At 72.1% G+C, this 24979-nt stretch carries 19 protein-coding genes; 9 read left to right on the top strand and 10 right to left on the bottom strand.

What is annotated here, in order from left to right:
• Nucleotides 1-59: 59 nt before the first annotated feature.
• Together ACGF5C_RS13615 and moaC are read right to left on the bottom strand one after the other, a co-directional pair.
• Nucleotides 60-530: a molybdenum cofactor biosynthesis protein B gene (locus ACGF5C_RS13615; protein ID WP_393259485.1), complete on the bottom strand. Its 471-nt coding sequence runs from the start codon at nt 528-530 to the stop codon at nt 60-62.
• A complete protein-coding gene (gene moaC, locus ACGF5C_RS13610; RefSeq protein ID WP_393300920.1) occupies nt 527-1018 on the bottom strand; it encodes a cyclic pyranopterin monophosphate synthase MoaC in 492 nt (163 codons plus the stop codon). Before moaC ends, ACGF5C_RS13615 begins: the two co-directional genes overlap by 4 nt.
• Nucleotides 1019-1914: 896 nt before the next feature.
• On the opposite strand from moaC, the gene ACGF5C_RS13605 reads away from it, so the two are divergent.
• The 5 genes from ACGF5C_RS13605 (at nt 1915) to ACGF5C_RS13585 (ending at nt 7693) form a co-directional block, all read left to right on the top strand.
• Nucleotides 1915-4434: a putative bifunctional diguanylate cyclase/phosphodiesterase gene (locus ACGF5C_RS13605; RefSeq protein WP_393300917.1), complete on the top strand. Its 2520-nt coding sequence runs from the start codon at nt 1915-1917 to the stop codon at nt 4432-4434.
• A gap of 70 nt (nt 4435-4504) precedes the next feature.
• Nucleotides 4505-5806 (top strand): glycosyltransferase family 87 protein, encoded by a 1302-nt coding sequence (locus ACGF5C_RS13600; RefSeq protein WP_393300914.1) that lies wholly within the window; start codon nt 4505-4507, stop codon nt 5804-5806.
• A 9-nt stretch (nt 5807-5815) separates the two neighbouring features.
• Complete coding sequence (locus ACGF5C_RS13595) at nt 5816-6451, top strand: phosphoribosyltransferase (protein ID WP_393300911.1); 636 nt, start codon at nt 5816-5818, stop codon at nt 6449-6451.
• Nucleotides 6452-6473: 22 nt separating this feature from the next.
• Complete coding sequence (locus ACGF5C_RS13590; protein WP_393300908.1) at nt 6474-6902, top strand: zf-TFIIB domain-containing protein; 429 nt, start codon at nt 6474-6476, stop codon at nt 6900-6902.
• 107 nt (nt 6903-7009) lie between these two features.
• A complete protein-coding gene (locus tag ACGF5C_RS13585) occupies nt 7010-7693 on the top strand; it encodes a maleylpyruvate isomerase N-terminal domain-containing protein (RefSeq protein WP_393300905.1) in 684 nt (227 codons plus the stop codon).
• A gap of 15 nt (nt 7694-7708) precedes the next feature.
• Here ACGF5C_RS13585 and ACGF5C_RS13580 read toward each other — a convergent pair whose 3' ends face one another.
• Nucleotides 7709-11509: a replicative DNA helicase gene (locus ACGF5C_RS13580; protein ID WP_393301081.1), complete on the bottom strand. Its 3801-nt coding sequence runs from the start codon at nt 11507-11509 to the stop codon at nt 7709-7711.
• Nucleotides 11510-12036: 527 nt separating this feature from the next.
• Between ACGF5C_RS13580 and ACGF5C_RS13575 the strand changes: the two genes are divergently transcribed.
• The gene (locus tag ACGF5C_RS13575) at nt 12037-13422 is read left to right on the top strand and encodes a hypothetical protein (RefSeq protein WP_393300902.1); all 1386 of its coding nucleotides are present in this window, start codon (nt 12037-12039) and stop codon (nt 13420-13422) included.
• Nucleotides 13423-13512: 90 nt separating this feature from the next.
• On the opposite strand, the gene rplI is transcribed toward ACGF5C_RS13575, so the two are convergent.
• From rplI to rpsF, 4 genes are all read right to left on the bottom strand, one after another.
• Nucleotides 13513-13959 (bottom strand): 50S ribosomal protein L9, encoded by a 447-nt coding sequence (rplI, locus tag ACGF5C_RS13570; RefSeq protein ID WP_393300899.1) that lies wholly within the window; start codon nt 13957-13959, stop codon nt 13513-13515.
• Nucleotides 13960-13973: 14 nt separating this feature from the next.
• Nucleotides 13974-14213: a 30S ribosomal protein S18 gene (gene rpsR / locus ACGF5C_RS13565; protein ID WP_007073789.1), complete on the bottom strand. Its 240-nt coding sequence runs from the start codon at nt 14211-14213 to the stop codon at nt 13974-13976.
• 41 nt (nt 14214-14254) lie between these two features.
• Entirely contained in the window at nt 14255-14791 is a 537-nt protein-coding gene (locus ACGF5C_RS13560; protein WP_172896610.1) for a single-stranded DNA-binding protein, read from the bottom strand.
• An 80-nt stretch (nt 14792-14871) separates the two neighbouring features.
• A complete protein-coding gene (rpsF, locus tag ACGF5C_RS13555; protein ID WP_076468436.1) occupies nt 14872-15162 on the bottom strand; it encodes a 30S ribosomal protein S6 in 291 nt (96 codons plus the stop codon).
• Nucleotides 15163-15796: 634 nt separating this feature from the next.
• Here rpsF and ACGF5C_RS13550 point away from each other — a divergent pair.
• Both ACGF5C_RS13550 and ACGF5C_RS13545 read left to right on the top strand, forming a co-directional pair.
• Complete coding sequence (locus ACGF5C_RS13550) at nt 15797-16588, top strand: deoxyribonuclease IV (RefSeq protein ID WP_393300896.1); 792 nt, start codon at nt 15797-15799, stop codon at nt 16586-16588.
• Entirely contained in the window at nt 16585-18990 is a 2406-nt protein-coding gene (locus ACGF5C_RS13545) for a hypothetical protein (RefSeq protein WP_393300893.1), read from the top strand. Before ACGF5C_RS13550 ends, ACGF5C_RS13545 begins: the two co-directional genes overlap by 4 nt.
• A gap of 52 nt (nt 18991-19042) precedes the next feature.
• On the opposite strand, the gene ACGF5C_RS13540 is transcribed toward ACGF5C_RS13545, so the two are convergent.
• The 3 genes from ACGF5C_RS13540 to ACGF5C_RS13530 all read right to left on the bottom strand — a co-directional run bounded on the left by ACGF5C_RS13540 (nt 19043) and on the right by ACGF5C_RS13530 (nt 24165).
• On the bottom strand, nt 19043-20548 hold the full coding sequence (locus ACGF5C_RS13540; RefSeq protein ID WP_393300891.1) for a glycosyltransferase family 87 protein: 1506 nt from the start codon (nt 20546-20548) through the stop codon (nt 19043-19045).
• A gap of 118 nt (nt 20549-20666) precedes the next feature.
• Nucleotides 20667-23498, bottom strand: a complete 2832-nt coding sequence (locus tag ACGF5C_RS13535; protein ID WP_393300888.1) for a transglycosylase domain-containing protein — start codon at nt 23496-23498, stop codon at nt 20667-20669.
• 199 nt (nt 23499-23697) lie between these two features.
• A complete protein-coding gene (locus ACGF5C_RS13530; RefSeq protein ID WP_357450292.1) occupies nt 23698-24165 on the bottom strand; it encodes a DUF5318 domain-containing protein in 468 nt (155 codons plus the stop codon).
• Nucleotides 24166-24340: 175 nt separating this feature from the next.
• On the opposite strand from ACGF5C_RS13530, the gene ACGF5C_RS13525 reads away from it, so the two are divergent.
• Complete coding sequence (locus tag ACGF5C_RS13525; protein ID WP_350677787.1) at nt 24341-24979, top strand: PadR family transcriptional regulator; 639 nt, start codon at nt 24341-24343, stop codon at nt 24977-24979.

Genomic DNA, 24979 nt, shown 5'->3' with positions numbered 1-24979 from the left:
CACCTGCACCACCTCCGGTGCGTGGTCGAGCGGGCGGCCGGGATCGACGTGGCGGGGTGTCAGTGGTCGCCGCCGCGGAGCTGGTCGACGGCGTGGGCGAGGATCGGCCCGAGCACGGCCAGACCGTCCCGGGCCCCGCCGGTGGAGCCGGGCAGGTTGACCACCAGCATCCGGCCGGCCACGCCGGCGAGCCCGCGGGAGAGCGCGGCGGCGGGCACCTTGTCGCGGCTGTGCGCCCGGATCGCCTCGGCGATGCCGGGGACCTCGTAGTCGAGCAGCGCCCGGGTCACGTCGGGGGTGCGGTCGGTCGGGTTGATCCCGGTGCCGCCGCTGGTCAGCACGACGTCGACCCCGTCGGCGAGGGCGGCCCGCAGCGCCTCGCCCACCGGCTCGCCGTCGGGCACCACCACCGGATCGTCCACCTCGCAACCCAGCTCGCGCAGCCCGGCCACGAGCAGCGGCCCGCTGGTGTCGGCGTACACCCCCGCGGCGGCCCGGTTGGACGCCACGACCACCCGCGCCCGGATCACTGCCGGTCCTCCGGGCGGACCCACTCGCCGGTCTTGCCGCCCTCCTTGCGCAGCACCCGGACGGCGTCGACGCTCGCCGCCGGGTCGACCGCCTTGACCATGTCGACCAGCGCCAGCCCGGCGACGGCCACCGCGGTCAGGGCCTCCATCTCCACCCCGGTGCGGTCCGCCGTCCGCGCCGTGGCGGTGATCTCGACGGTGTCGCGGGTCAGCGTCAGGTCGACCGTGACGCCGTGCAGGGCGATGGGGTGGCAGAGCGGGATCAGGTCCGGGGTCCGCTTCGCACCCATGATGCCGGCGAGCCGGCCGACCGCCAGCGCGTCGCCCTTGGGCAGCCCGTCGCGGCGCAGCAGCTCGACCACCTCCGCAGTGGTGCGGAGCCGGCCGGCGGCGACGGCCAGGCGGCCGGTGACGGCCTTGGCGGAGACGTCGACCATGCGGGCCGCGCCCGCCGGATCGACGTGGGTGAGCTGCGCGGGATCGGTCACGGCCGCGAGCCTATCCGTCGTACGGCGCGATCGTCGGCCACGGCCCTCTGTCGGTGTCCATCCCCGGCCCTGCACCGCCGCGTGGGGACCTGCCGTCCCTGGCCGACCGGCTGCCGGCCGGAGCAGGAACTCATCCGTCTTCGGGCCTACGACCAGCCTCGGCAATAATTATCGGTAAGGCGACTCTCACTGTCAGGCGATCAGTTCGTGGCCGATCGGAACCTCGCCCTTCGGTTCGTTGTACGGGGCGCCGCGCCGGACGTCTCCAATGATTGGGCAGGGTTTCACGAACATATGAACGAAGGCTCGCGGTTGCTGAGGGTGACGCCTGATCAGCCCTCAGATGAATGGTGCAGCGCTTGCCCTGCCGGTGCGGGTTCGGTGGTTCCGGCAGGTCGGTGCAGCGGCTTTGGTCGACAGCCGGCAGTGGCGACCATGACGATCCGCAACCGGATACGGCCCGAACGGGCTGCCCCGGGCCGACGCATGGACAATCGCGCCGCCACTGGGCGCACCGCGCCCGTCGCGCCACAATCATGATCGGCGTTCGAGCCCCCCTTCACGGCCGACGCGCAGAGGCGGACACTGGGCCATTATCTTGCGTTAACCAGAAGCGGATAGAAGTACAGCACTCCGTTCCGACGCGGGCGCGGAAAGTCACGAAAAGTAGCGCGATTCTCATCCATTGCTCATAGTTACATATATCCCTCCAAAATCGCCTTAACCGCACTTACGCTGTTCCCGTCGCAGACAACAGCCGCAGATGAGGTCGGGCAGTTAAGCAGGAGGGATAAAGCCATGTCGGCACACGAGTGGCAGTAAGAAGGATTGTGTTCGGCGAGTGACCGTAGGTAGCCTCGACATCTGCTCATCGGGGGTGGCAAGTCGGGGATGCGGTGACACGACCGAACACAGGCAAGACAGAGGCCGAGCGGCGGCTGACGCTGCACGTCGGCCTCGTCTGCGTTGTGGCCGCGGTCGCGGCGGTCGTTTCCCTGCACGCGCTGACGGAACTCGACCTGTCGGGCGAAGACCTGGCGCTCAGCCTCAGCTTGGTCTTCATGGCCGCACTCGGCGTGACGATCAAGTGGCGCATCCGGATCCGCGCGACGGTTCACGCGATCTCCTGGAGCGAGACGGCGATCATCCTGAGCCTGGCGGTCGCACCGACGTCGCTGGTCGTCCTGACCACCGGGCTCGGGGTGACGATCGCCCTGCTGCTCATCAAGCTCCCACCGCTGAAGGCCGCCTTCGGAGTAGCCAAGAGCATGTTGCTGGCGGCGGGCGCGGGGGCGACACTCCACGCGCTCGGATGGCCGCCACCGCCCACCGAGTTCCCACACGTCGTCGGGCTGATCGGGCTCGCCTACGCAGTCGCCGTGGTCCTCGACGAGCTACTGACTCTCCCGGTCATCGCGCTCGCCACCGGCACCAGGCTCGGGCACCTCTTCCGGGAGGACCTCGGGATGCGCCTGACGAGCGCGGTGGCACGCTTCGTCCTCATCGTGACCACGCTGCTCATCCTGCGCGCCGACCCCCGACTCCTGCTTGCCGTGCCGCCCCTGGTGCTCAGCCTTCACCTGCTCTACTCCAACCGGGTCAAGGCCCGCACGGAGCAGCAGGCGTGGCAGCGGCTCGCCCGCACCACCGACGCGCTCAACGTGGTCGACCTGGACAAGGTCCTCACCACGGCGGTCACCCAGGCCGCCGAGCTGTTCTCCGCCGACGAGGTGGAGGTCGAGCTGCGCGACGGCGGCCGCACCGTGCGCGGCGGAGCGGGCGCCATCACGTACGACGGGCCGGCCGGCGGGCCGACCTCCACCGACGGCACCGTGGTCGCGGCCGCGCTCGAGGGGCACGACCGGACGGCCGACGTGGGCGTGCTGCGGCTGCGCTTCCGCGGCCCCGTGCAGCTCTCCGAGCGGGAGCAGTACACGCTGCGCACCTTCGCCTCGGCGCTCTGCACCGCGGTCCGCAACGCCCAGGCGTACGCCGAGCTGGCCCGGGTCGCCGACGAACACGCGTACGCCGCCACGCACGACGCGCTGACCGGGCTGGCCAACCGCCGCCACCTGCTCGACCAGGGCACCGAGCACCTCAACACCCGGCACGCCGACGGGGTTGCCGCCCTGGTGCTGATCGACCTCAACCACTTCAAGGAAGTCAACGACACCCTCGGGCACGCCGCCGGGGACCAGGTCCTCGTGCAGGTCGCCGAGCGGCTGCGCGCCGCCGCCCAGGAGGGCGACCTGGTGGCCCGGCTGGGCGGCGACGAGTTCGCCGTACTCCTGCGGGGCCTGCCGGCCCCGGCGGTGGCCGCGCACCGCGCGGAGACCCTGCTCGCCGCGCTGCACGAGCCGTTCGACCTGGACGGCATGCGGATCAGCGTCGAGGCGAGCGGCGGGATCGCCGCCGCGCCCGCCACCGGCGGCATGCCGGAGCTGCTGCGCCGCGCGGACGTGGCGATGTACCAGGCGAAGCGGGCCGGGCAGCGCACCTCGACGTACGCCCCGACCCGGGACACCGCCGACCTCGGCCGGCTGACCCTCGGCGGGGAGTTGCCCCGCGCCGTCGCCGACCACGAGTTCACCGTCAACTTCCAGCCCATCGTCGACCTGGGCTCCGGCCGGGTCACCGGCGCGGAGGCGCTGGCCCGCTGGCGGCACCCCGTCCACGGGGTGATCGACCCGCTGCGCTTCCTGGAGGCGGTGGAACGGTCCGGGCTGCTGCCGGCCTTCGCCGAGGCGATCCTCGACGAGGCGCTGCTCGCGGCGAGCGCCTGGCGGGAGGCCGGCTTCGACGTGCCGGTCGCGGTCAACGTGTCGCCGCGCAGCCTGCTCGACGCCCGCTTCCCCGGCTCGGTGCTGGCCCGGCTGCGGGCCCACGACCTGCCCCCCGACCGGCTGGTGCTGGAGTTGACGGAGACGCTCACGCTCAGCCAACTCGACGTGGTCGACCGGGTGCTCAGCCGGCTGCGGGACGAGGGGGTGCGGCTGGCGCTGGACGACTTCGGCACCGGTTACTCCTCCCTCTCCCTGCTCTCCCGGATCCCGGTGCACGAGCTGAAGATCGACCGCAGCTTCGTGACCGCCATGGAGGGCTCCGCCGAGGCCGCCGCCGTCATCCGCTCCACCCTCGACCTGGGCCGCAGCCTCGGCCTCGACGTGGTGGCGGAGGGGGTGGAGAGCGAGCCGCAGCGCCGGGCGCTCTGGGAGCTGGGCTGCACCGCCGGGCAGGGCCACCTCTTCGCCCGGCCGATGCCCGCGGGCACGCTCCTCGCCGCGTTCCGGCGCGGCTCCGGGGGCAGCCCGGGCGCTCTCGCGCCGCCGCTGCACGACGCCGGCGCGGTCATCCGTCTCGCCCCCGGCCGCCGGCAGGGCGGGCGCGGCCGCGCCGACCGCCACCTGCCGGCCTGACTCGGAACGGCCGTCAGCCCGGCGTCGACGCGTGGCGGTGGCGCGGGCCCGGTCTGCCAGACTGGCGCGCGTGACCGCCGCCCCGACCACCCGCCGCGGCTGGCGGGCCCTCGACTCCGCCGCCGGTGGCCTCGCCCTCGACCTCGGCCTGTACGCCGTGTCGGCGGCGTTCGCCGCGACCACCGCCGCCACGTCCACACTGGTCCCGCACCGGGCCTGGGGCGGCGTCGCCGCCGCCGGGTACCTCCTCGCCGCCCTCGCGGCGACCGCCCAACTCCTGCTGCGCCGGCGCGACCCGCGGTCGCCGCTGGCCGGCCTGCCGGCCCGCTGGGCGGTCACCGGTTTCGCCTGGTTCACCACCGCCCTGCTGCCGCTGGCCTGGCAGAGCGTCGAACGGGCCGGCGGGCGCGGCGACCGGGCGCAGGAGGAGGTGCTGGTCGTCGAGGAATCCGGCAGGCGGCTGGTCGACACCGGCACGCCGTACCTCGGGCACGACGCGATCGCCGCCCTGCCGCCCGGCGAGCAGTTGCTCGGCTACACCCCCTACCAGCCGGGGATGGCCCTGTTCGGGCTGCCCAGGGCGGCCGTCGACGCCTGGTGGACCGACGCCCGCGTCTGGTTCGCGGTCGGCACCGCGCTGGCGCTGGCCCTCGCGGTCCGCGCCCTGACGCGCGTCGACCGCCCCGCCGGCCACCACGCGGCCGGCGCCGCCGTGCTCCGGGGCGTACAGGCCGCCACCGTGCTGCCGGTCTGCGCGCTCACCCTCGCCACCGGCGGCGACGACCTGCCCGTCCTCGCGCTCTGCCTGCTCGCGCTGGCCCTCGCCGCCGCCGGACGACCCGGCCGGGCCGGCATCGCCGTCGGCCTGGCCGGGGCGCTGAAGCTCTTCGCCTGGCCGGTCGCCCTCGTGCTGATCATCTGGGGGATGACCCGGCGGGCCGGCCTGCGGGTCGCGGCGGGAGCGGTCGGCCTGCCCGTCGCCGCGCTGCTCCCCGCCCTGCTCGTCGACCGCGACGCGCTGGTCGAGAACGTGCTCCGCTTCCCGCTCGGCCACGGCCTGGTGACCAGCCCGGCACAGTCGCCGTTCCCCGGCCACCTGATCGCGACCGCGCTGCCCGCCGGCCGCACGGTCGCCGCCGCCCTGCTGCTCGCGGCCGGGCTGGCGATCGCCGTCCGGCTCGCCCGCCGCCCGCCCCACACCGCCGTCGCCGTCGCGCTGACCTGCGGGTACGGGCTGCTGGCCGCGATCCTGCTGATGCCGTCAACCCGCTTCGGCTACCTGCTCTATCCGCTCGCCCTCCTGGTCTGGGCCGCCGCGCTGCGGCACCCCGGTTCGCCGAACTGGCGGGCGAAGGGCGGCGACACGGCGTAGACCTGAGGCATGACCACCACCTACCGCGACCGAGAAGAGGCGGGCCGGATGCTCGCCGACCGGCTCACCGCCCTGATCGGCGAACCGGACGTCATCGTGCTCGGGCTGGTGCGCGGCGGCGTGCCGGTGGCCCGGGTGGTCGCCGAGCGTCTCGGCGCGCCGCTGGACGTGCTGGTTGTCCGGAAGCTCGGCATGCCGTGGGCGCCCGAGGTCGCCTTCGGCGCGCTCGGCCCCGGCGGCGTGCAGGTGCTCAACGACGTCGTGGCCAGCCGGCTCGGCGCCGACGACATCGCCGAGGTGCGCCGGCGCGAGCAGGCCGAGCTGGAGCGGCGGGAACAGCTGTACCGCGCCGGCCGCCCGCCGCTCGACCTGTCCGGGCGCACCGCCGTCATCGTCGACGACGGCCTGGCCACCGGGGCCACCGCCCGCGCCGCCGTCCAGGTCGCCCGCCATCTCGGCGCCCGCCGCGTCGTGGTCGCCGTCCCGGTCGGCTCGCAGGAGGCGTACGAGATGCTGGCCGCCGAGGCCGACCAGGTCGTCTGCGCGCAGCACCCGCCGGAGTTCATGGCGGTGAGCGCCTACTACGAGGACTTCCACGAGGTCGCCGATTCGGAAGTCACGGAAGCGCTGACAGCAACCGCGTGACCGGACCGGGTACGGTCGGAGAATGAGCCTGACCTGTCCCAAGTGCCACGGAGAAATGCGCCAGTACGAGCGCAGCGGCGTCGTCATCGACCAGTGCGGCGAGTGCCGGGGGATCTTCCTCGACCGAGGCGAGCTGGAGAAGCTGTTCGAGGCGGAGGCCAACTGGAACCGCCAGCAGGGCACCCCGACCCCGCCGCAGCCCGCCCACCAGCAGGGCGGCTACCCCGGCCAGCCCGGCCAGCAGCAGGGCGGTTACGCGCCTCCGCCGCCCCCGCCGCCCGCCCCCGCCCCGCACCAGCCGGGCTACGGCGCCGTCCCGCCGCCCCCGCCCCCGCCGGCCCACGGCTACCCGCCGGCCCCCGCGTACGGGCACGGCCACCAGCACCACGGCTACCACGGGCACTACAAGCGCAAGAAGCACAAGAGCTTCCTGGACGAGATGTTCGGCTGAGCCGCTCGTCGACCGGGCCGGTGCCTCGACCGGCCCGGTCACCCGTGGCCACGCCCGCACCGCCACTCGCCGTGCCAGCCAGCGACCGGCGTGCGACGCTGCATCCCATGACGCACCAGGGGCAGCACCTCGCGCTGGCGCAGGCGTACGACGGGATCATCCGGGTCGTCGCCGACCTCGACGACGTCGACCTGCAACGGCCCACCCGGTGCCGGGGCTGGCTCGTCGCCGACCTGCTCTTCCACGTGGTCTGCGACGCCCAGCGGGCACTGGTCGCGCTCGCCAGCCCCGCCGAGGGCCCGCCCGACGTCGACGACGTGAGCTACTGGCGCGCGTTCCCGGCCGGCGGCCAGGATGACGACGGCGCCCGGCACGCCTGGTGGGCCCGCCGCTCCGCCGCCGCCTTCGACCGACCGAGCGGGATCGTCCGGCTCTGGACCGACACCGCCCCCGCCGCCGTACGCGCCGCGGGCCGCGCCGACCCGGACGGCTGCGTGACCGCCCAGGGGCACGTGCTGCGGGTGCCGGACCTGCTCGCCACGCTGACCACCGAGGCCGTCGTGCACCACCTGGACCTGGTCCTCGACCTGCCCGACGCGCCCCTGCCCGGGGTGCTCGCCACCCGGGTCGCGGTGGCCACGATGGACGGCCTGCTCAGCGACGACGCCGTCCGCCCGGCAGCGTGGAGCGACGCGGAATACCTGCTGAAGGCGACCGGCCGGGTGCCGCTGACCGACCACGACCGGCTCGAACTCGGCGAGGTCGCCGGCTGGTTTCCCCTGCTGGGCTGACCGGCGCGACCGTCCTCAGACGATGGCCATGTCCACGAAGCGCGACAGGTGGAGCTGCGCGGCCACGGTCACCGTGTCGGTCGGACCATTTCTGTGCTTGGCAACAATGAAATCCGCCTCCCCGGCCCGCGGCGACTCCTTGTCGTAGTAGTCGTCGCGGTGCAACAGGATGACCACGTCGGCATCCTGCTCGATCGAGTTGTGGGTGGCGATGCCGTTGGCGATGAAGTTGTGGGTACCGAGGACGGTGGCGTCGAAGACGTCGCGCTCGCCGAGTGACTCGATCGACACGATCTCGTCCCAGAAGATGTCGTTCGTGGCGTGCAGGTCGAGATCGGCGGCGTCGAGGACCGATGCGATCTTCGCAAGCCTGGATCGACTCGGTGCGTGCTTCCACAGGGTGCTGCCACAGAACTGGGTGTCGATCGCCGCAGCGAACTCGCGGTGGGTCATGCCGTTCTCCGCCAGGATCTCCCGAACCCGGCCCCACAATTCGCGTGGAACCGTGTCGACGTTGGTGTTGCTTTCGATCGCTGTGAGAGATGCCAGCAGGTCGGCGCAGTTGCTCGCCCTGTCGCCGTGCACGCCGATCTCCCGGAGGAACCGCAACTGGTCATCCCGCCCGGAGACGTCGAGGGTGTACTGCGGCCGGTAACGACTGACAGACACGGCCCTGAGACGGGCCGTGATGCCGTACCTGAGCAGCAGGCGGGAGATGTCCTCGAGCATCCGGCGGCTTGTCGACGAGAAGTAGATGCGGCCGCCGCGACCGGACTTGTTCACGCTCACCGAGCCGTCCGTGGCCCAGAGGTGCCGGAGGAAGAGGGTGATCTGCTCCTTCGGCATGCCGAAGGCCGCCGCCGGGATGAACTTCTCGTGCGACCGCAGACCGAACAGCCCCAGACCGTCCAACCACTCGGCGACCGGGTTACGCCGACCGCGAGCGAGACGGTAGGGAGAGGGAAGCCGCAGGGTGGTGACCCTGGCCGCCTCGTACTCGTCACGGATGGCCGTGATGCCGAAATGCTTGGCGGCCTCCGCCACGGCCTGCAGATTGCCCTCGTCGCGGCTCGCGTACCGAATGGGCTGACGGCGCACGAACGAGCCGTCGCCCAGTAGGTGCGCCAGCATGACGACCTCCGCCTCCGCCCATGGTCGGATCGTGAGTGGAGGCGGCACGTGCCGGGGGGTGGCGAGACGCGTTCCCGGTGCCAACTCCCCGAGCGGCACCCATCCGGCGAAGGTGAGGAAAGGATGGTTCGACGTCGCGTCGATCTCCTTACCCGACGCCAGCTTCATGCGGAACACTTCCCGGTTGCCGCTCGGGAAGACGTGCGTCATCGTCCGCGGGGTGTAGCGCAGGGATTCGTCCAGCGCCCAGACCGGGATGTCCTTGGCTCCGCCGGCGAGCAGCTCACCAAGGGTGACTTCGGAGTTGTTGTCGGCTCGGATCAATCGGGTTTCCGCAGTCAGGCAGCCAGATTCACGCAAATCGGACAGTTGTGGTCGCTTGTCGGTGCGCTGCTCCGGGCCACGGTTCAGCTGACTCACCGCGATCACCGGGCACTCGACCTCCTTGGCGAGCAGCTTCAGGCCACGGGAGAGGTCCGCGACCTCCTGCTGCCGGCTCTCGGTGCGCTTCGGGGAGGTCATCAGTTGGAGGTAGTCGACCACGATCAGCTTGAGGTCGTGCCGCTGCTTGAGCCGACGCGCCTTGGCCCGGATCTCCATGAGGTTCATGCTCGGCGTGTCGTCGACGAAGAGCGGCGCCTCGCTGATCTCGCCCATGCAGCGGGCGAGCTTGGTCCAGTCGTCGTCGGAGAGCTGGCCGCTGCGCAGGACGTGCAGCGGCACGCGCGCCTCGGCCGACAGCAGCCGCATGACGATCTCGACCTTGCTCATTTCCAGGGAGAAGATGGCTGACGCCTGGTTGGCCCTGATCGCGGCGTTGCGCGCGAAGTCCATGCTCGCCGTGCTGTTGTGTGTCGGGATCATCGCCCGACCCGCGAGGTAGAGGTGGTCGGAATTGTCCACCGTGACGCACCGGACGGGCACGCTCGGAACCGGCCGGACGTCGACGATGAAGCGGCTGTCCGTCCGGGAGTTGCTCTCGCTTCGGCGCCGCAACCGGTGCGCCTCCCGCTTGCGCGGCAGGCGGAAGACCTCGTCCCTGGCCGTGAAGTTCAGGTTGAAGGCGACCAAGCCCCCCGCTGCGCGTCCCCTGGTCTTGCGCGCGACCGAGCAGCGGTACCCGAGGCTGACGACCAGCTCGTGCACGTCTTCGGCGAGACGGGGCGAGGTCGTGGTGAACTGCACGTTCCCGCTGGCGGTCACGGTGCCGTGGGTGTCGAGCAGCCCGGCCAGCAGCGATCGCCGCTGCGCCTCCGAGGCCCGCAGGTAGGCCGTGGGGATGTGCTTGTCGCCCAGCACCCCCGCCTCGCGCAGAGGACCGCGGAAGGTTCCGTACCGCCGGTGACGGTAGCCGTCGGACTCGATCCCGGCCAGGATCTCCGGGTCGACGGTGGTGATCCTTCCCGACGCCGGGTGGCCGTCGCCGAGCCAGACCCCGAGCGTGTACGGCGCGAGCGGAAGATCCCGTTCCGGGAGGCGGAGCGCGGCGGCGTTCTCGACCGCGTGATTCAGCCGCCGGTCAGCCGTGTTCGTACACAGTGTCGCCCGGATCTGCTCCGTCGTCACCACGCCCGCCGACTCCGCAGCCGTCAGGCTGTCCGACCACTGCTCGACACGAGCCGACAAGCGGCGGTAGCGGCGGGCCGGATAGGCCCTGGCCGGGCGCACACGCGGGCGCCTGCGAACGGCGACGGGCGAGTCGTCGGCGATGTCGTGGGCCACCCGGTGAGCGGTGTGCGTGAACTCCGGACCGGGCACGCCGGCCAGTTCCGCGATCGTGACGTCGTCGCCGAGGGCTGCGGCTGCCTGCCGCAGGAGTTCGACGGACTCGGGAGACCAGTGGTCGCGCCGGCGGGCAGGGGCGGCGCGGCGACTTGCCCGCGTGGTGGTCTTCCACAGATGTTCGCCGTCGGCGACGATCACCGAACCGTCGGAGAACTCGACCTCGTAGCACGGCCGGTCGTGCCGCACCTCGAACGCGGCGGTGACCTTCGTGGGCAGACCGTCGGCGCCCAGCAGCTCGTCGCCGACCTCGACCTCCCCCATGGTGGTCCAGCCCGTCGGCGTGGGAAGCGGGGTGTCCAACGCGAGCGCCTTGCCCAGACCGGGCCTTCCGGCCACGATGATGAGCTGCCCCGCGTGCAGGCCGTTGAGCAGCCGGTCCAGGTCGGTGAAGCCGGTGGGGACGCCGGTCATCACGCCGCCCTGGGCGCCCACCGCCTCGATCTCGTCGAGCGTCGGCTGGAGCATGTCGGCGAGCACCGCGAAGTCCTCGCTGACGCGGCGCTCGGTGACGTCGTAGACCGCCTGCTGGGCGAGGTCGACGATGTCGTCGACGTCCCGGCTGCCGCCCTGGCCGGTGCCGTAGCCCAGCTGCACGATCTTGGTGCCGGCCTCCACCAGCCGCCGCAGGACCGCCCGCTCGCTGACGATCCGCGCGTAGTAGGCGGCGTTCGCGGCGGTCGGCACGCTGGCGATCAGCGTGTGCAGGTAGGGGGCGCCACCGATCCGGACGAGGTCGCCGGAGTCGGCCAGCGCCGCCGCCACGGTGATCGAGTCGGCCGGCTCGCCCCGACCGTAGATCTCCAGGATGGTGTCGAAGATGGTGGCGTGCACCGGCCGGTAGAAGTCGTTGGTCTTGAGGATCTCGACGACGTCGGCGATGGCGTCCTTGGAGAGCAGCATGCCGCCGAGGACGCACTGCTCGGCAGCGACGTCCTGGGGTGGGGTCTTGTCGAACTGACCGTCGCGCTGGGGCGGCGGGGACGCCTGGCCGCCGCCGGAGCGCTGGTCCGCCCGCATGTCGTCGGTGACCGACACGGGTCCCCCCTCCACTGCGTCGGATCCAAGGCCAGCTCTACCGCCGGGGTACGACAACCTCGACCTGCCGGTCGATCGGGGGTCATCGCACGGCCGGTCGGGGGCCCACCTTACGGAACCCGAGGTCAGCCCCTCAACCATGGCGGTGGACGAGCCTCGGGACAACCTGTGGATGCCGGTGGACGACCATGTGCGCAGGGTGTGCACAGGCTGTGGACAACGGCTGGGGAATTCCCGCAGGCAAGCCTCTGAACTGGGAAAACTCCGTCCCCACCCTGTGGATGAAAGTTTTCGGTCGAACTGCCCGGTCGAACGTCCCGTACCATCTCCAGCGAACGGCTACACCTGGACAGCGGATTGTGCCATCGGTCGGGAAGGGTCACGCTCCGGCCGTGAGTTACCAGGACTGGGGACGCGGAGACGATGGTCCGCGCGAGCGACCCCCGGCCGTTGCCTGGGACGGTCCCCCAGACCCGTCGCCGGCCGACCCCTACGACGGAGACACCGCCCGGCCCCGCGCCCGGAGCCGACGTCGCGGCGTCGCAGCCGGCCAGCAGGAGTTCGTCGATCCCTACCTGCCGCGCTGGGCGCTCGAGTCCGGCGTTCGCCGCGCGGACGGCGGCGGTCGGCACGCCGCCCCAGACGACGAGGACGACCTCGACCGACCGCAGGAGCGGGGCTACTCGGGGCGCCGCCGGGCCGAGGACGACCCGGCCTCCGGGGCGACGCCGCAGGGGCGGCCGAAGCGCTTGCCGCCCAGCCGCCCACCGGTCGTCCGGGCGGGCCCGGGGGAGCCGGCCGACGCGTCCGGGCCGGCGCCGACGTGGGAGGACGGACGCCCCGACCGCCGGGGCCGACGGGTGGCCGAGGACCGGCCGGCGGTGGAACCCTGGGACCGGGAGGCACGCGGGTCGACGCCCTCCTACCCACCGCCGGTGGACCCGTGGGACGCGTCGGGCGTGCGCGCGTGGCGCCCGGCCGGCGAGGTGGACCGCTGGGAGCACTCCGCCGCCGCCGTTCGGTGGGACCGGAGCGACGACACCGGCCAGTGGCACCAACCGGACAGCACCGGGCAGTGGGAGCGATACTCCGACGGCGGTGGGTGGGACCGGACGGTGCCGCCGCGCCCCGGCGGCGGCACCGCGGAGGGGTGGCCCTGGCCCGGGCAGGACGACCGGGACGAGGGGTCCTGGTCGGGCACCCGCCTGGCGGGCGACGATCCGCGGTGGATGGACCCGCCGGCGTCGGCTCCCCCGTCGCCGGTGGCCTCCTACATCGCCCCCCGACCGCGCATGGCGCCGCGACGGCGGGCGTCCGAGCCGGTCGCCCCGTCGCGGGCGTCGACCTCGTCAGCCGTACGCGGTCGGGTCGAGGCAGCCGGGGCGGGGGCCTGGAGCCGCCACGTCGAGGACGACCTGCTCGATGCCGATCCGGGTGGGCCGTGGCGGCCGCTGCTCTACACCGCCGCCTGCTACCTGGTGCCGGCGGTGCTGATCTTCGTCTGGCTGTTGACGCTCGATGGGCAGGCGCCGGCGGGTTGCGTCACCGACATCAGCGGCGGAGGCTGCGACTCGCCGCGGTCGCGGGCGCTGGGCTCCCTGTCATCAGGCCTGCCGCGATTCGGGTTGGCGCTGGCCAGCAGCCTGGTCGTGGCGCTGCTGCTGCGCCGGGTCGACACCACCTGGCGTTCGGCCACGGTGGCGCTGGCTGCGGCGGTGGTCGGCGGCGGCCTCTCGACGGTCATGATCAGCGCGGTCACCGGGCAGCCGATCGGCTGACGCGCCACTACCCGGCCGGGCCGGCTCGTCGAACGCGAACAGGGCCCGCACCGGTCGGTGCGGGCCCTGTCGTGGTGCTGTGGTGAGGCGTCAGCCCTGGACGACGTTGAGGTCGAACTTGGCGGTCACCTCGGGGTGCAGCTTGATCCGCACCGGGTAGGAGCCGGTCGACTTGATGTGACCGGGCAGCTCCAGCCGACGACGGTCGAGGACCGGGCCGCCGGCGACCTTGACGGCCTCGACGATCTCGGCCGGGGTGACCGACCCGAAGAGCCGACCACCGTCACCGGCACGGGCCTTCAGGTTGACCTTGAGGCCCTCGAGCTGGTCCTTGACCTCGTTGGCGTGGCCGAGGTCGCGGATCTCCCGGGCCGAGCGGGCCCGCTTGATGACCGTGACCTGCTTCTCCGCACCCTTGGTCCAGGCGATCGCGAAGCCCTGCGGCAGCAGGTAGTTACGGCCGTAGCCGTTCTTGACCTCGACGATGTCGCCCGGGGCACCGAGGCCGGACACCTCCTGAGTCAGGATGATCTTCATATCGGTGCCTCCTCTCAGCGGGCCGTGGCCGTGTACGGCAGGAGCGCCATCTCGCGGGCGTTCTTGACCGCACGGGCGATCTGCCGCTGCTGCTGCGAGGTCACGCCGGTCACCCGCCGAGCGCGGATCTTGCCGCGGTCGGAGATGAACTTGCGCAGCAGCGCGGTGTCCTTGTAATCGATGTAGGTGATCCCGTCCTTGTCGAGCGGGTTCACCTTCTTCTTCGGCTTGCGAAGTGCAGCGGCCTTGGCCATTGCTCGTGCTCCTGGTTTGCGATCGCGGGCGCTCGGCGCCATTAGAACGGGGGCTCCTCGTCGAAGTTTCCGCCACCCGAACCACCGCGCGAGGGTGCCGGCGCGGCCGAGGCCCAGGGGTCGTCGAAGTTGCCTCCGCCGCCGCCCTGGCCACCTCCACCACCGCCGCCGAAGCCGCCGCCACCGCCGCCGGAGCGGGACATCTTCTGCACCTTCGCCGTGGCGTAGCGCAGCGACGGGCCGATCTCGTCGACCTCGAGCTCGATGACGGTGCGCTTCTCGCCCTCGCGCGTCTCGTACGACCGCTGACGCAGCCGGCCCGAGACGATCACGCGGGCGCCCCGCTGGAGCGACTCGGCGACGTGCTCCGCCGCCTGCCGCCACACGGTGCACGCCAGGAAGAGCGGCTCGCCGTCCTTCCACTCGCCGGAGGCCTTGTCCATGAACCGGGGCGTCGAAGCGACCCGGAACTTGGCGACCGCCGCACCGGAGGGGGTGAACCGCAACTCGGGGTCATCGGTCAGGTTGCCGATGACCGTGATGGTGGTGTCTCCTGCCATGACCATCTCCTCGCGCACTCATCTGTTCTGCCGTACAGGCTCTCAGAGCCCTCTGACAGCACCGATGAGGCTGGTCCGGGTGAACCGGGTTTGAATGCTTAGCGCATCTCCGGCCGGATGACCTTGGTGCGCAGCACGGACTCGTTGAGCCGCAGCTGACGGTCCAGCTCGGCCACCGCCGCAGGCGTCGCCTGCAGGTCGATGACGGCGTAGATGCCCTCGGCCTTCTTGTTGATCTCGTACGCGAGGCGCCGGCGGCCCCACACGTCGGTCTTCTCCACCGAGCCACCCGCGGTCCGGATCACGTTCAGGTACGTGTCGAGCGACGGGGCGACGGTGCGCTCCTCGAGGCTGGGGTCGAGGATCACCATGATCTCGTAATGACGCAAGACGTGCTCACCTCCTGTGGGCTAAGCGGCCACGGTCCTTCCGTGGCAGGAGGTCGTGCGTCGTGGCCCACGCCGGTCCCGGGGGGACCCGGCCGGACGCGGACAACCGGACCAGGATACCCGGTCCGGACGATCATGCCTGGGGTGGTCGGCCCACCGCCCCGGACAGAGGCGACGGGGGCCCGCCTCGACGTCACTGTCGATGCGAGCCCCCGTGCACGAGGCCGCGGGGCGTCCCGTCCGCATTCCTTGGGTGGGACCTGGGGAGGAACGACCACACCGATGAGGTTGGACCGGGGACGCCCCGCGGAGCTTTATCGTGTTGTTACCTGACGTTACAACGGCTCTTAACCCTTGTCGGCGTAAATGGCGGATTTCTCCGAAATTTTTCGGCCGGCCCGGGTACCGGTTCCGGGGCCGGCCCCCGTCGCGCCGGGCCGCGCGACGGGGTGCCCCCGCTTCCCGGGCGGCTCGGCCACCCGGCGAGGCGGCCGCAGGTCGGCCCGCCCGGAAACGCCAACCGTGGATCCCACTCGCATCAACGACCGCCGACGCCGGGAGGTGACGCGGGCACGCTTGCCACTCCCCACCGCCGTCGCCCCGGCTGTCGGCGCGGCGACGTAGGCTCCCCTGCATGCGTATCGGAGCCCACGTCGATTCGACCGACCCGCTGGCGGAGGCGACGGCCCGAGAGGCCGGGGCCGTGCAGTTCTTCCTCTCCGACCCGCAGGGGTGGAAAGCCCCGAAGCCCCGGGAGGACGCGGAGCGGCTGCGGGCGGCGGACGTCGACCTCTACGTCCACGCGCCGTACGTCATCAACGTCGCGACCCTGAACAACCGGATCCGGATTCCCAGCCGGAAGCTGCTGCTCGGGCACGCCCAGGCGGCCGCCGCCGTCGGCGCGAAGGGGCTGATCGTGCACGGCGGGCACGTCAACGCCGGGGACGACCTCGCCGTCGGTTTCGACAACTGGCGCAAGACCTTCGCGTACGCGGCGGACTCCGGCGGCTTCGAGCTGCCGGTCCTGATCGAGAACACCGCCGGTGGCGACAACGCGTGCGCCCGGCGGCTCGACGCGCTGGCCCGGCTCTGGGACGCCGTGGGCGACTACGAGGTGGGCTTCTGCCTGGACACCTGCCACGCGCACGCCGGCGGCGAGGAACTGCTCGGTCTGGTCGACCGGGTCAAGGCGATCACCGGACGGATCGACCTGGTGCACGCCAACAACTCCAAGGGAGCGTTCAACTCCGGGCAGGACCGGCACGACAACCTCGACGGCGGGACAATCGACCCCGAACTGCTGGTGGCGGTGATCCGCGCGGCCGACGCGCCGGTGATCGTCGAGACCCCCGGCGGCGTCGAGGGCCAGGGCGCCGATATCGCCTTCCTGCGTGACCGGCTCGGGGCGGAGAGCCCCGCCGCATGACGACCGACCAGTCCGCCAGCGGCGGCACCCACCCCGCCGCCGACCCGTCGGCGGCTTCCGGCAGCGACGCGCCGGCCAGCCCACCCCCGGGCCCGACCACCTCCACCGACGCGGCGCACGCGAACCCGGCCGGCCCGGCCAGCGGTACGGGTGGCGGCACCACGCCGATGGCCGGTGCTCCCGCCGGGACCGGCTCCACCGACAAGGACCCGGCCACCAGGGACGCCCGCGGCACGAGCGGCAGAGACAACGACCGGCCGGGCACGGGCAGCGGCACCGGCGACGCCAAGGCCGGCGAGGCCACGAACAGCGGAGACGCCAGCACCAGGCTCGGCGACGCCGGAGCCAAGCCCGGTGCCGCCGAAACCAGCGACGACGTCACGACCGACAGCGACGTCAAGGCCGCCGCCGGTCACGCCAGCACCACCGGCGACGGCAGGGCCAAGGACGCCGACGGCAAGGACCGCAAGGCCGGTCCCGCCGAGGCCGGTCCCGCCGAGGCCGGTCCCGCCGAGGCCGGTCCCGCCGAGGACGGTGACGGCAAGGACGGCAAGGACGGCACCGACAAGGCCGGCGATGGCACGGAGAGCGGCAAGGCCGAGGAAAGCAGCAAGGAGGCGGGGAAGCCGGACCGGTGGGCCGCCTTCGCGTCCGCCCCGGAGCCCCGGCCAAGCTGGGTACGGCGTGCCGCCCGGGCGGTCGGTCGCGTGCTGATCCACGAGTGGACGCTCGCGACGCTCGGCTCGCTGGCGCTGGCCGTCCTGATGACCTGGCCGACCCTGCGCTACCCGTTGCACACCCTCCCGCAGGACTACTGGGACCCGAGCCTGCAGGCGTGGCAGATGGCCTGGTCCGGGCACATCCTGCTGACCAACCCGGCGCAGCTGTGGCAGTCGAACACCTTCTTTCCGGAGGACTGGAGCTTCGCCTTCTCCGACACGCTGCTCGGCTACGCCCCGGCGGGCATGATCGGCACCGGCCCCGAGGCCGCCGTGCTGCGCTACAACATCATGTTCGTGCTGGCCCACGCGCTCGCCACGCTCGGGGCGTACGCGCTGGCCCGCCAGCTCGGCGCGGGCCGGATCGGCGGGGCGGTGGCCGGGGTCAGCTACGCCTACGCGCCCTGGCTGCTCGCGCAGGCCGGGCACCTGCACGTGATCTCCAACGGCGGCATCCCGCTGGCGCTGGCCATGCTGGCGCGAGGGCACGGCTACTCGCTCCGCCACGGCTACCGCCCGGAGCGCCGGCACGACGGCTGGGTCTACACCGGCTGGCTGGTGGCCGCCTGGCAGCTCAGCCTGGGCTTCGGCATCGGGCTGCCGTTCGCGTACTTCCTCGGCGGCACGGTGGTCGTCGCCGCCGTGACCTGGTACGTCCGGCGAACCTGGTTCTGGGCCGTGAAGCGCCCGTTCGGGCGCCGGCTGCTGGCCGCGGATCTGGTCGGCGGGCTGCTCTTCGCCGGTGTCGGCGCGCTGCTGGCGGTTCCGTACTTCACGGTGAAGGAGCAGCACCCGCAGGCGGAGCGGACGGTCGCCGACATCGGCATCTTCTCCCCGCCGGCGAGCGGCTTCTTCACCGCGCCTGCCGAGTCGCGTGTCTGGGGCGAGTTGCACGAGGGCGCGCGGGCGGCGCTGCCCTGGCACCCGGAGATGACCCTGCTGCCCGGGTTCGTGCTCTACGCCCTCGCCGCCGGCGGGCTCTTCTTCTCCGTCTGGAAGCTGCGCCACCGGCTGCTGCTGCTCGCCGGGGTGGTGGTGACCATGGTGCTCGCCATGGGCACCCGGTTCTTCGACGGCACGTACACCTACGTTCCGCTCTTCGAGCACCTGCCCGGGTGGAGCGGCCTGCGCACCCCCGGCCGGCTGATGCTCTGGACCACGCTGCTGCTCGGGCTGCTCGCGGCGGGCGCGGTCAGCGCGTTCGCCACGCGGGTGCGGGAGATCTGCGCCGAGCGGATCCCGTCCTGGCCGGGCCCGTGGCTGCGCCTGGCCACCCTGCTGCCGCTGGTGCTGGTGATCGCCGAGGGCCTGAACGTCACGCCGCACCCGGTCGTGCCGCAGCAGCCCGCCGCGATGCGGACCGTGGCCGGCCCGCTGCTGGTGCTGCCGAGCAGCCAGAACCTCGACCAGCCGGTGATGCTCTGGTCCACGACCAGGTTCCAGGACGTGGTCAACGGGGGCAGCGGCTTCACCCCGCACCAGCTCGACGAGGTGCGCCGGGTAACGCTCTCCTTCCCCGACCAGACCAGCGTCGACTACCTGCGCGTCCTCGGCGTCCGCAACGTGCTGCTGATGCGCGACCAGATCGCCGGCACGCCGTGGGAGGTCACGGTCGACGCGCCGGTCGACGGCCTGGGCATCACCCGCGAGGAGATCGGCCAGGTGGTGGTCTACCGCCTCTGACCCGCGTGCCGCCGGCCGCCCGGGTGTCACCTCGGGCGGCCGGCGGGACGGGTCACGCCGGGAGGGGTGCCGGCTCGGCGGGGGCGCTGGGCCGGCCTCGCCAGCGGTCGAGCCAGGGTGCGTCCGGCGCGCCGTCGAGGAGACCGCCGTCCGGGTCGTCGGCGTACGTGGCCCGCACCGGGTCGAGTTCCGGCCGCAGAATCTCCCGCACGACCAGCACGCAGAGCACCACCACGGTGGTCAGGCGCAGCGTGGCCGCCAGCACGAAGACGCCCTCCGGGAAGACCGGCTTGCCGGTCGACGCGCCGAGCAGTTCCCCGTAGAAGGCCGCGAAGTAGCAGACCTCGGCCACCTGCCAGGCCAGGAAGGCGCCCCACTTGGGGCGGGCCAGCACCACCAGCGGCAGCAGCCAGAGCACGAACTGCTGCGACCACACCTTGCTGAAGATCAGGAACGCGGCGACCACCAGGAACGCGAGCTGCGCGAGCCGGGGGCGGCGCGGCGCCAGCAGCCCCAGCGCGGCCACCCCGAGGCAGGCCAGCCCGAAGAGGGCGTACGACAGGGCGTTCAGCGCCGGGATGTTGACGTTCAGCCACTCGAAGGGCCCGAGATCGGCGGGGTTGGCGCTGCCGACCTTCCCGTCCAGGTAGCGCCCGATGTACCAGAGGGTGCCCCAGTCGATCGGCCGGGTCGAGTTCAGCTCGAAGAAGCGGTCCCAGTTCTCCCGGTAGGGGACGGCGACCGGCAGGTTCACGGCGACCAGGGACACCAGGGCCGCGCCGATGGCGGTGAGGGCGGCGCGGAGCCGCCCGGCGCGCAGCGCCAGCAACAGGATCGGCCAGAAGATGAACAGCGGCCACATCTTGGCCGCCCCGGCGAGGCCGAGCAGGACGCCGGCGAGCAGGGGCCGGCTGCGGGCCCAGGCGAACAGGCCGAACGCGGCCAGCCCGATGGCGAGCAGGTCCCAGTTGACCGTGGCGGTGAGCATCAGCGCGGGGGCGAGCGCGAAGAGCGCGGCGTCCCAGGGTCGTCGGCGGCGCAGGGCGAGAATCACCGCCACCGTGGCGACCGCCAGCGCGCCGAGCACCAGCGCGTTCAGGTTGTAGAACCACTGGCCCTGGTTGATCCCCGGGTCGTTCTCGCCGAGGGCGTGCACGGGCAGGCCGAGCGCGCCCATGAAGTAGCCGGTGAGCACCGGGTACTCGACGGGGTGGTCCCGGTAGGGGACCGCGCCCTCGTTGAGCCGCTCGGCGTAGTAGAGCGCCAGCACGTCGGTGTAGCAGAACCGGGTGTACTGCACGTTGTTCTGCCAGGCGCCGTCCTGGCAGGGCGACTTCTGCACCCAGTGCAGCGCCAGGGTCAGGCAGACCAGGGCCAGGACGATCCTCGCCGCCGTCCAGAACCGACTCTCCCGCCCGGCGGGTCGGTCGAGCGCGACCGCGTGGTCGCCCAGCGGGCCGCCGATGACGCCGGAGACGCCCCGGACGAAGCCGTCGGACCGGGACGGGTGGTCGGCGGCACCGGCGTCGTCGATGCCTCGCGTCGGCTGCGTGCTCATGAGGGTGCATCCTGCCGTACAACCGGCCTCCGCGTCCCCTTCAGCACCCGACACGTCGGTACGCGGAAACGCCGCCGGCGGCCGGACAGGTCGTCCGGCCGCCGGCGGCGTTCGTGGCTCAGTCGTCGTCGGGCCGTGGTGTGCTGCTCGGCATCAGCCCGCCACCACCGCCATCCGGCCGCGGATCCGTCGGGGTGGTGGGCCCGGTCGGGCCACCCGGGTTGTTACCACCGCCGTTGTTGCCACCGCCGTTGTTGCCGTCCGGCGGGCAGAACGGGTTCAACGGGTCGGGGCAGCGCGGGTCCGTCGGGGGCGGGGGCGGCGGGGGCGCCTCGCCGTTGCCGGCCTTGTCGTTACCGATGCCGGTGATGCTCGGCAGATCCGACCTGTCCTTGCCCTTCAACGCATCGTCCATGTACCGCTTCCAGAGCTTGGCCGGGAAGCTGCTACCGCCGATATCGGCCTTGTTCTTGTCCACGATCGCCGGCTTTCTGGGGTCCCGGCTGCCAATCCACACCGCGGTGGCGAGGTTGTCGTCATAGCCGACCATCCAGGCGTGGGCGTTACGCGGGGTCCCGTTGTACTCCCAGGTACCGGTCTTGCCGGCCGCGTCCCGCCCCTCGTCCAGGTTGGCGTTGTTCTTCTCCGGGATCTCCTTCAGCACGGCGGTCACCTCGTTGGCGACCTCCGGCTTGATGCGCGGCTGCGGCTTGAGCTTCTCGCCGGTGCCCGGCACCTTCACCCACTTGCCGGTCTCCTTGTCCTGCTTTTCCACCGCGAGGACGAAATGCGCCTTGTTGTACTTACCGTCATTGGCCAGCGTGGCGAGCCCGTTGGCATGGTCGAGCACGGTGATCGGGTACTGGCCATAGCCGACGACTCGGTCGAACTTGCTCGGCGCGAGGTTCTCCGGCTTCTCCTTGACCAAGTCGTACGGCTGGGGTGGATCGACCGTCCACATCGTGCTCACGCCGGCCTTTTGTGCCATGCCGACCACCTTGTCGGCACCGATCTTCTCGGTGAGGTGGAAGAACGGCACGTTGTACGACCGAATGGTCGACTCCTCCAGCGTGCAGGACTTGTTGCAGGTCTCCGTAACGTCGCGGCCGGCGTTCTGCACCTCGTCCTTGAAGCCTTCCGGCTTGAACGGGGTGGCGTCCCAGCGCGACTTGACCGAGATGCCGGCGTCGATGGCGGCCGCCAAGGTGTAGACCTTGAACGACGAGCCTGGCGGATGACCACCGACGATGTCGCCGTTGGCGTTGGTGTTCTTGCCCGCGTAGTCGAAGTCGGCGCCGCTGTCACCACCGTAGTAGGCGAGCACCCGGCCGGACTTAGGATCGATGGAGACCGCTGCCGCCATGAGATTCTTCGGCTGCCCGTAGAGCACCGACCCCTTCCGGTCCGGTTGGGCGGCTTCCTCCAGCGCCTGCTGCATCTTCGCGTTGATGGTGGTCGTGATCCGGTAGCCGCCGTCACGCAACTCGTCGACGCAGCTCGGCTTGCCCGGCGCGCCCGAGTCTGAGCAGATCCCCCACTGCTCCATCTCCTGGCGGACGTAGTTGACGACGTTGCCTCGGGGGCTCTTCACGCCGAACCCGTTGCCGTCCTTCTTCGGCGCCAGCACCTTCGGGTACGCGGTCGGTCGATCCGCGGCGTTCAACCAGCCCTCCTCGACCATGCCCCCGAGCACGTAGTTCCACCGCTTCTGGGCATCGGTGGGGTTGACCGCCGGGTCGTAGCCTTTGTGGGTCTCGCTGGCCACCGGCTGCTTGATCAGCGAGGCAAGCACCGCGCCCTCGGCGACCGAGAGCTTGTTCGCCGACTTGCCGAAGTAGGTCTGGGCGGCCGCCTCGATGCCGTACGCACCGCGCCCGAAGTAGATCACGTTGAGGTAGTGCTGCATGATCTCTGGCTTGGTGTACTTCTCGTTCAGCTTGGAGGCGAACATCGCCTCCTTGACCTTTCGGGCGTAGGTGTCGTCCTTCAGGTTCTCGATCGCGTTGCGGGCGTACTGCTGGGTGATCGTCGACGCGCCCTGCTTGTCGCCGCCGGTGAGGTTGTTCCAGGCTGCCCGTGCGATGCCCTTGTAGTCCACACCCGAGTGCTTGTAGAAGTTCCGGTCCTCGGCCGCCGCCACTGCGTGCTGGACGTGCTCGGGGATGTCCTTGATCGTGACGAAGGTGCGGTTCTCATTGCCCAGCCGGGCCACCTGGGTCTTCTTGTCGCTGGCATAGATCGTGGTGGAGAGCGGCAACGGGACCTCGTTGGGAAGAACCACGTTGGTCGAGTAGTAGGTGAAGCCGACCACGCCGAGGCCGGCGAGCATGATGAAGACCGCGAACGCGGCGATCAGCATGTTCATCCGCTTGCGCTTCTTCGCCCGCGCCGCCTTGGCCGGGTCGCCCGAGCCGCGACCGCCGCGGCCGGGGCCGGTCGGCCCCCCGGGGCCACCCGGGCCACCCGAGCCCGGCGAGACGCTCGCCCGCGCCGACGCCCGGCCGGCGACGCCGCCGACGGCCGCCGATCCGACGCTGGCCCGCCCGGCCGAGGCGGCACCGACGGCCGCGGCGCCCACCGTGGCGCGGCCGGCCGATCCGCCGGCCGCCGGGGAGACCGGCACCGATGCGCGGCCCGCGCCCGCCCGGCCCGCGCCCGGCGCCGGGGAGACCGGGACGGAGGCCCGGCCGGCGCCGGCACGACCGGCGGAGGCGGACCCCACCGAAGCCGATCCGGCGGCCGGACCGCCGCGCGGCGGCACGGACGCCGAGCCGCCGACCGAGGCCCGCCCACCGGCGGCACCCCGGGGCGCGACCGAGGCGCGGCCGGGTGCCGTACCCTCCTGTGCAGCCGACCAACCGCCCCCGCGGGCGTCACCGCCGGAGTCGCCGTGCCGGCCCGGAATCTGGGCCCGCCCGCGCGGGGAACTGGGATCGCCGTACGAGTTCATTCCTCACACCCTGCCGTCGCGGTGTGGCGCGACCGCGCCGCCACCGGTTTGCCGTGAGATGGGACACCCGCCAGGTGCGGCACAGGTGTGCCGCGGTGGACCGGTGTCAGTTGTGAATCAATCGGGCCAATCAGACCAACGAGCCGTCGGTCTGCCCGGGCGCGCGCGTGCTGGCCGGGGTCGGCCGATCGAGCCAGGATCACCGTTGCGCCTCTCGCCTCCGTCGACCGACCGCGCCGGTGCCCGAGGCAGCCGTGCCGCCCACCGCGTCCTGCTCCGGCCCGCCCTCCGGGTCCCCGGCCAGCCCGTCCCGGCCGAGCAGGTACTGCTCGACGAGATGGTTCCAGTCACAGCCGAGGCACACCTCCACCACGAAGACCTGGAACTCACGCAGCGTCATCGCCAGCACGGGCAACTCGGCCAGCGTCCGGGCCTGGCCGGCGGACTGCTTGAGTTCGTCGCCGTAAATGTAGTGGACGCGCGTCAGGTTCTCGCTCCGGCAGATCGGGCACCGCTCGTCCGTCGGCTCGCCGTGGTAGCGAGCGGCGTTTTTCAGGTACGGCGACGCGTCGCAGACGTCGTACGTGCCGACCCGACCGGCGAGAAGCTCACGCAGCACCGCTCGCTTCCGGAGCGAGTAGTCCACCACCTGGCGCTGCGTACGCATGCGGAAGAGGGTACGCGGTCTCGCCGGACGGGGCGACCACGGTGACGATGCGTGACCACAGGAACCCGGAAACGGGGGTTTGCCCTGATCACGGTGATCCGCTAGCGTGCGATGTATCGGTCCGATACATCGCGGCGGTTACCGCTCCGCGTAGAGGGTACAGAGAGGATGGCCCGTGCTCGAGCTCGCCATCCTCGGCCTCCTGCAGGAGTCTCCGATGCACGGCTACGAGCTGCGCAAGGAGCTGACCGCCAAGCTCGGCGCGATCCGGGCGGCGATCAGCTACGGCTCGCTCTACCCGACCCTGCGCCGGTTGCAGGCGGCGGGATGGATCACCGAGGCCGCCGAGACACCCGCCACCGCCGAGGAGGTTCCCGCGCTGACCAGCCGACGAGGTCGGGTGGTCTACAAAATCACCGCGGAGGGCAAGGAACGCTTCGCCCAACTGATCGCACAGGCCGGGCCCGAGACGTACGACGACACGGGCTTCGGCGTGCACTTCGCGTTCTTCGCCCGGACCGACCAGGCGACCCGACTCCGCATCCTGGAGGGCCGCCGGCGAAAGATCGAGGAGCGTCGCGAGGGGCTTCGCGACGTGCTCGGCCGCGCGGCCGAACGCCTCGACGCGTACACGCTGGAACTGCAGCGCCATGGCTTGGACGCCTGTGAGCGCGAGGTCCGCTGGCTGGAGGAGCTCATCGCCAACGAGCGCTCCGGCCGTGCCCCGACGGTCCCGGAAACCGGGACGGCCGGCGGCCGACGAGAAGACAACAGCCCGCCTCCGCCTGGAGAGTCCAGGAAAGAGCGGCCGTGA

Source organism: Micromonospora sp. NPDC047620, from assembly GCF_043205005.1.
Lineage (GTDB): Bacteria > Actinomycetota > Actinomycetes > Mycobacteriales > Micromonosporaceae > Micromonospora.
Note: the sequence above shows the minus strand (reverse complement) of the source record. Positions and strands in the feature narration are given on the sequence as shown.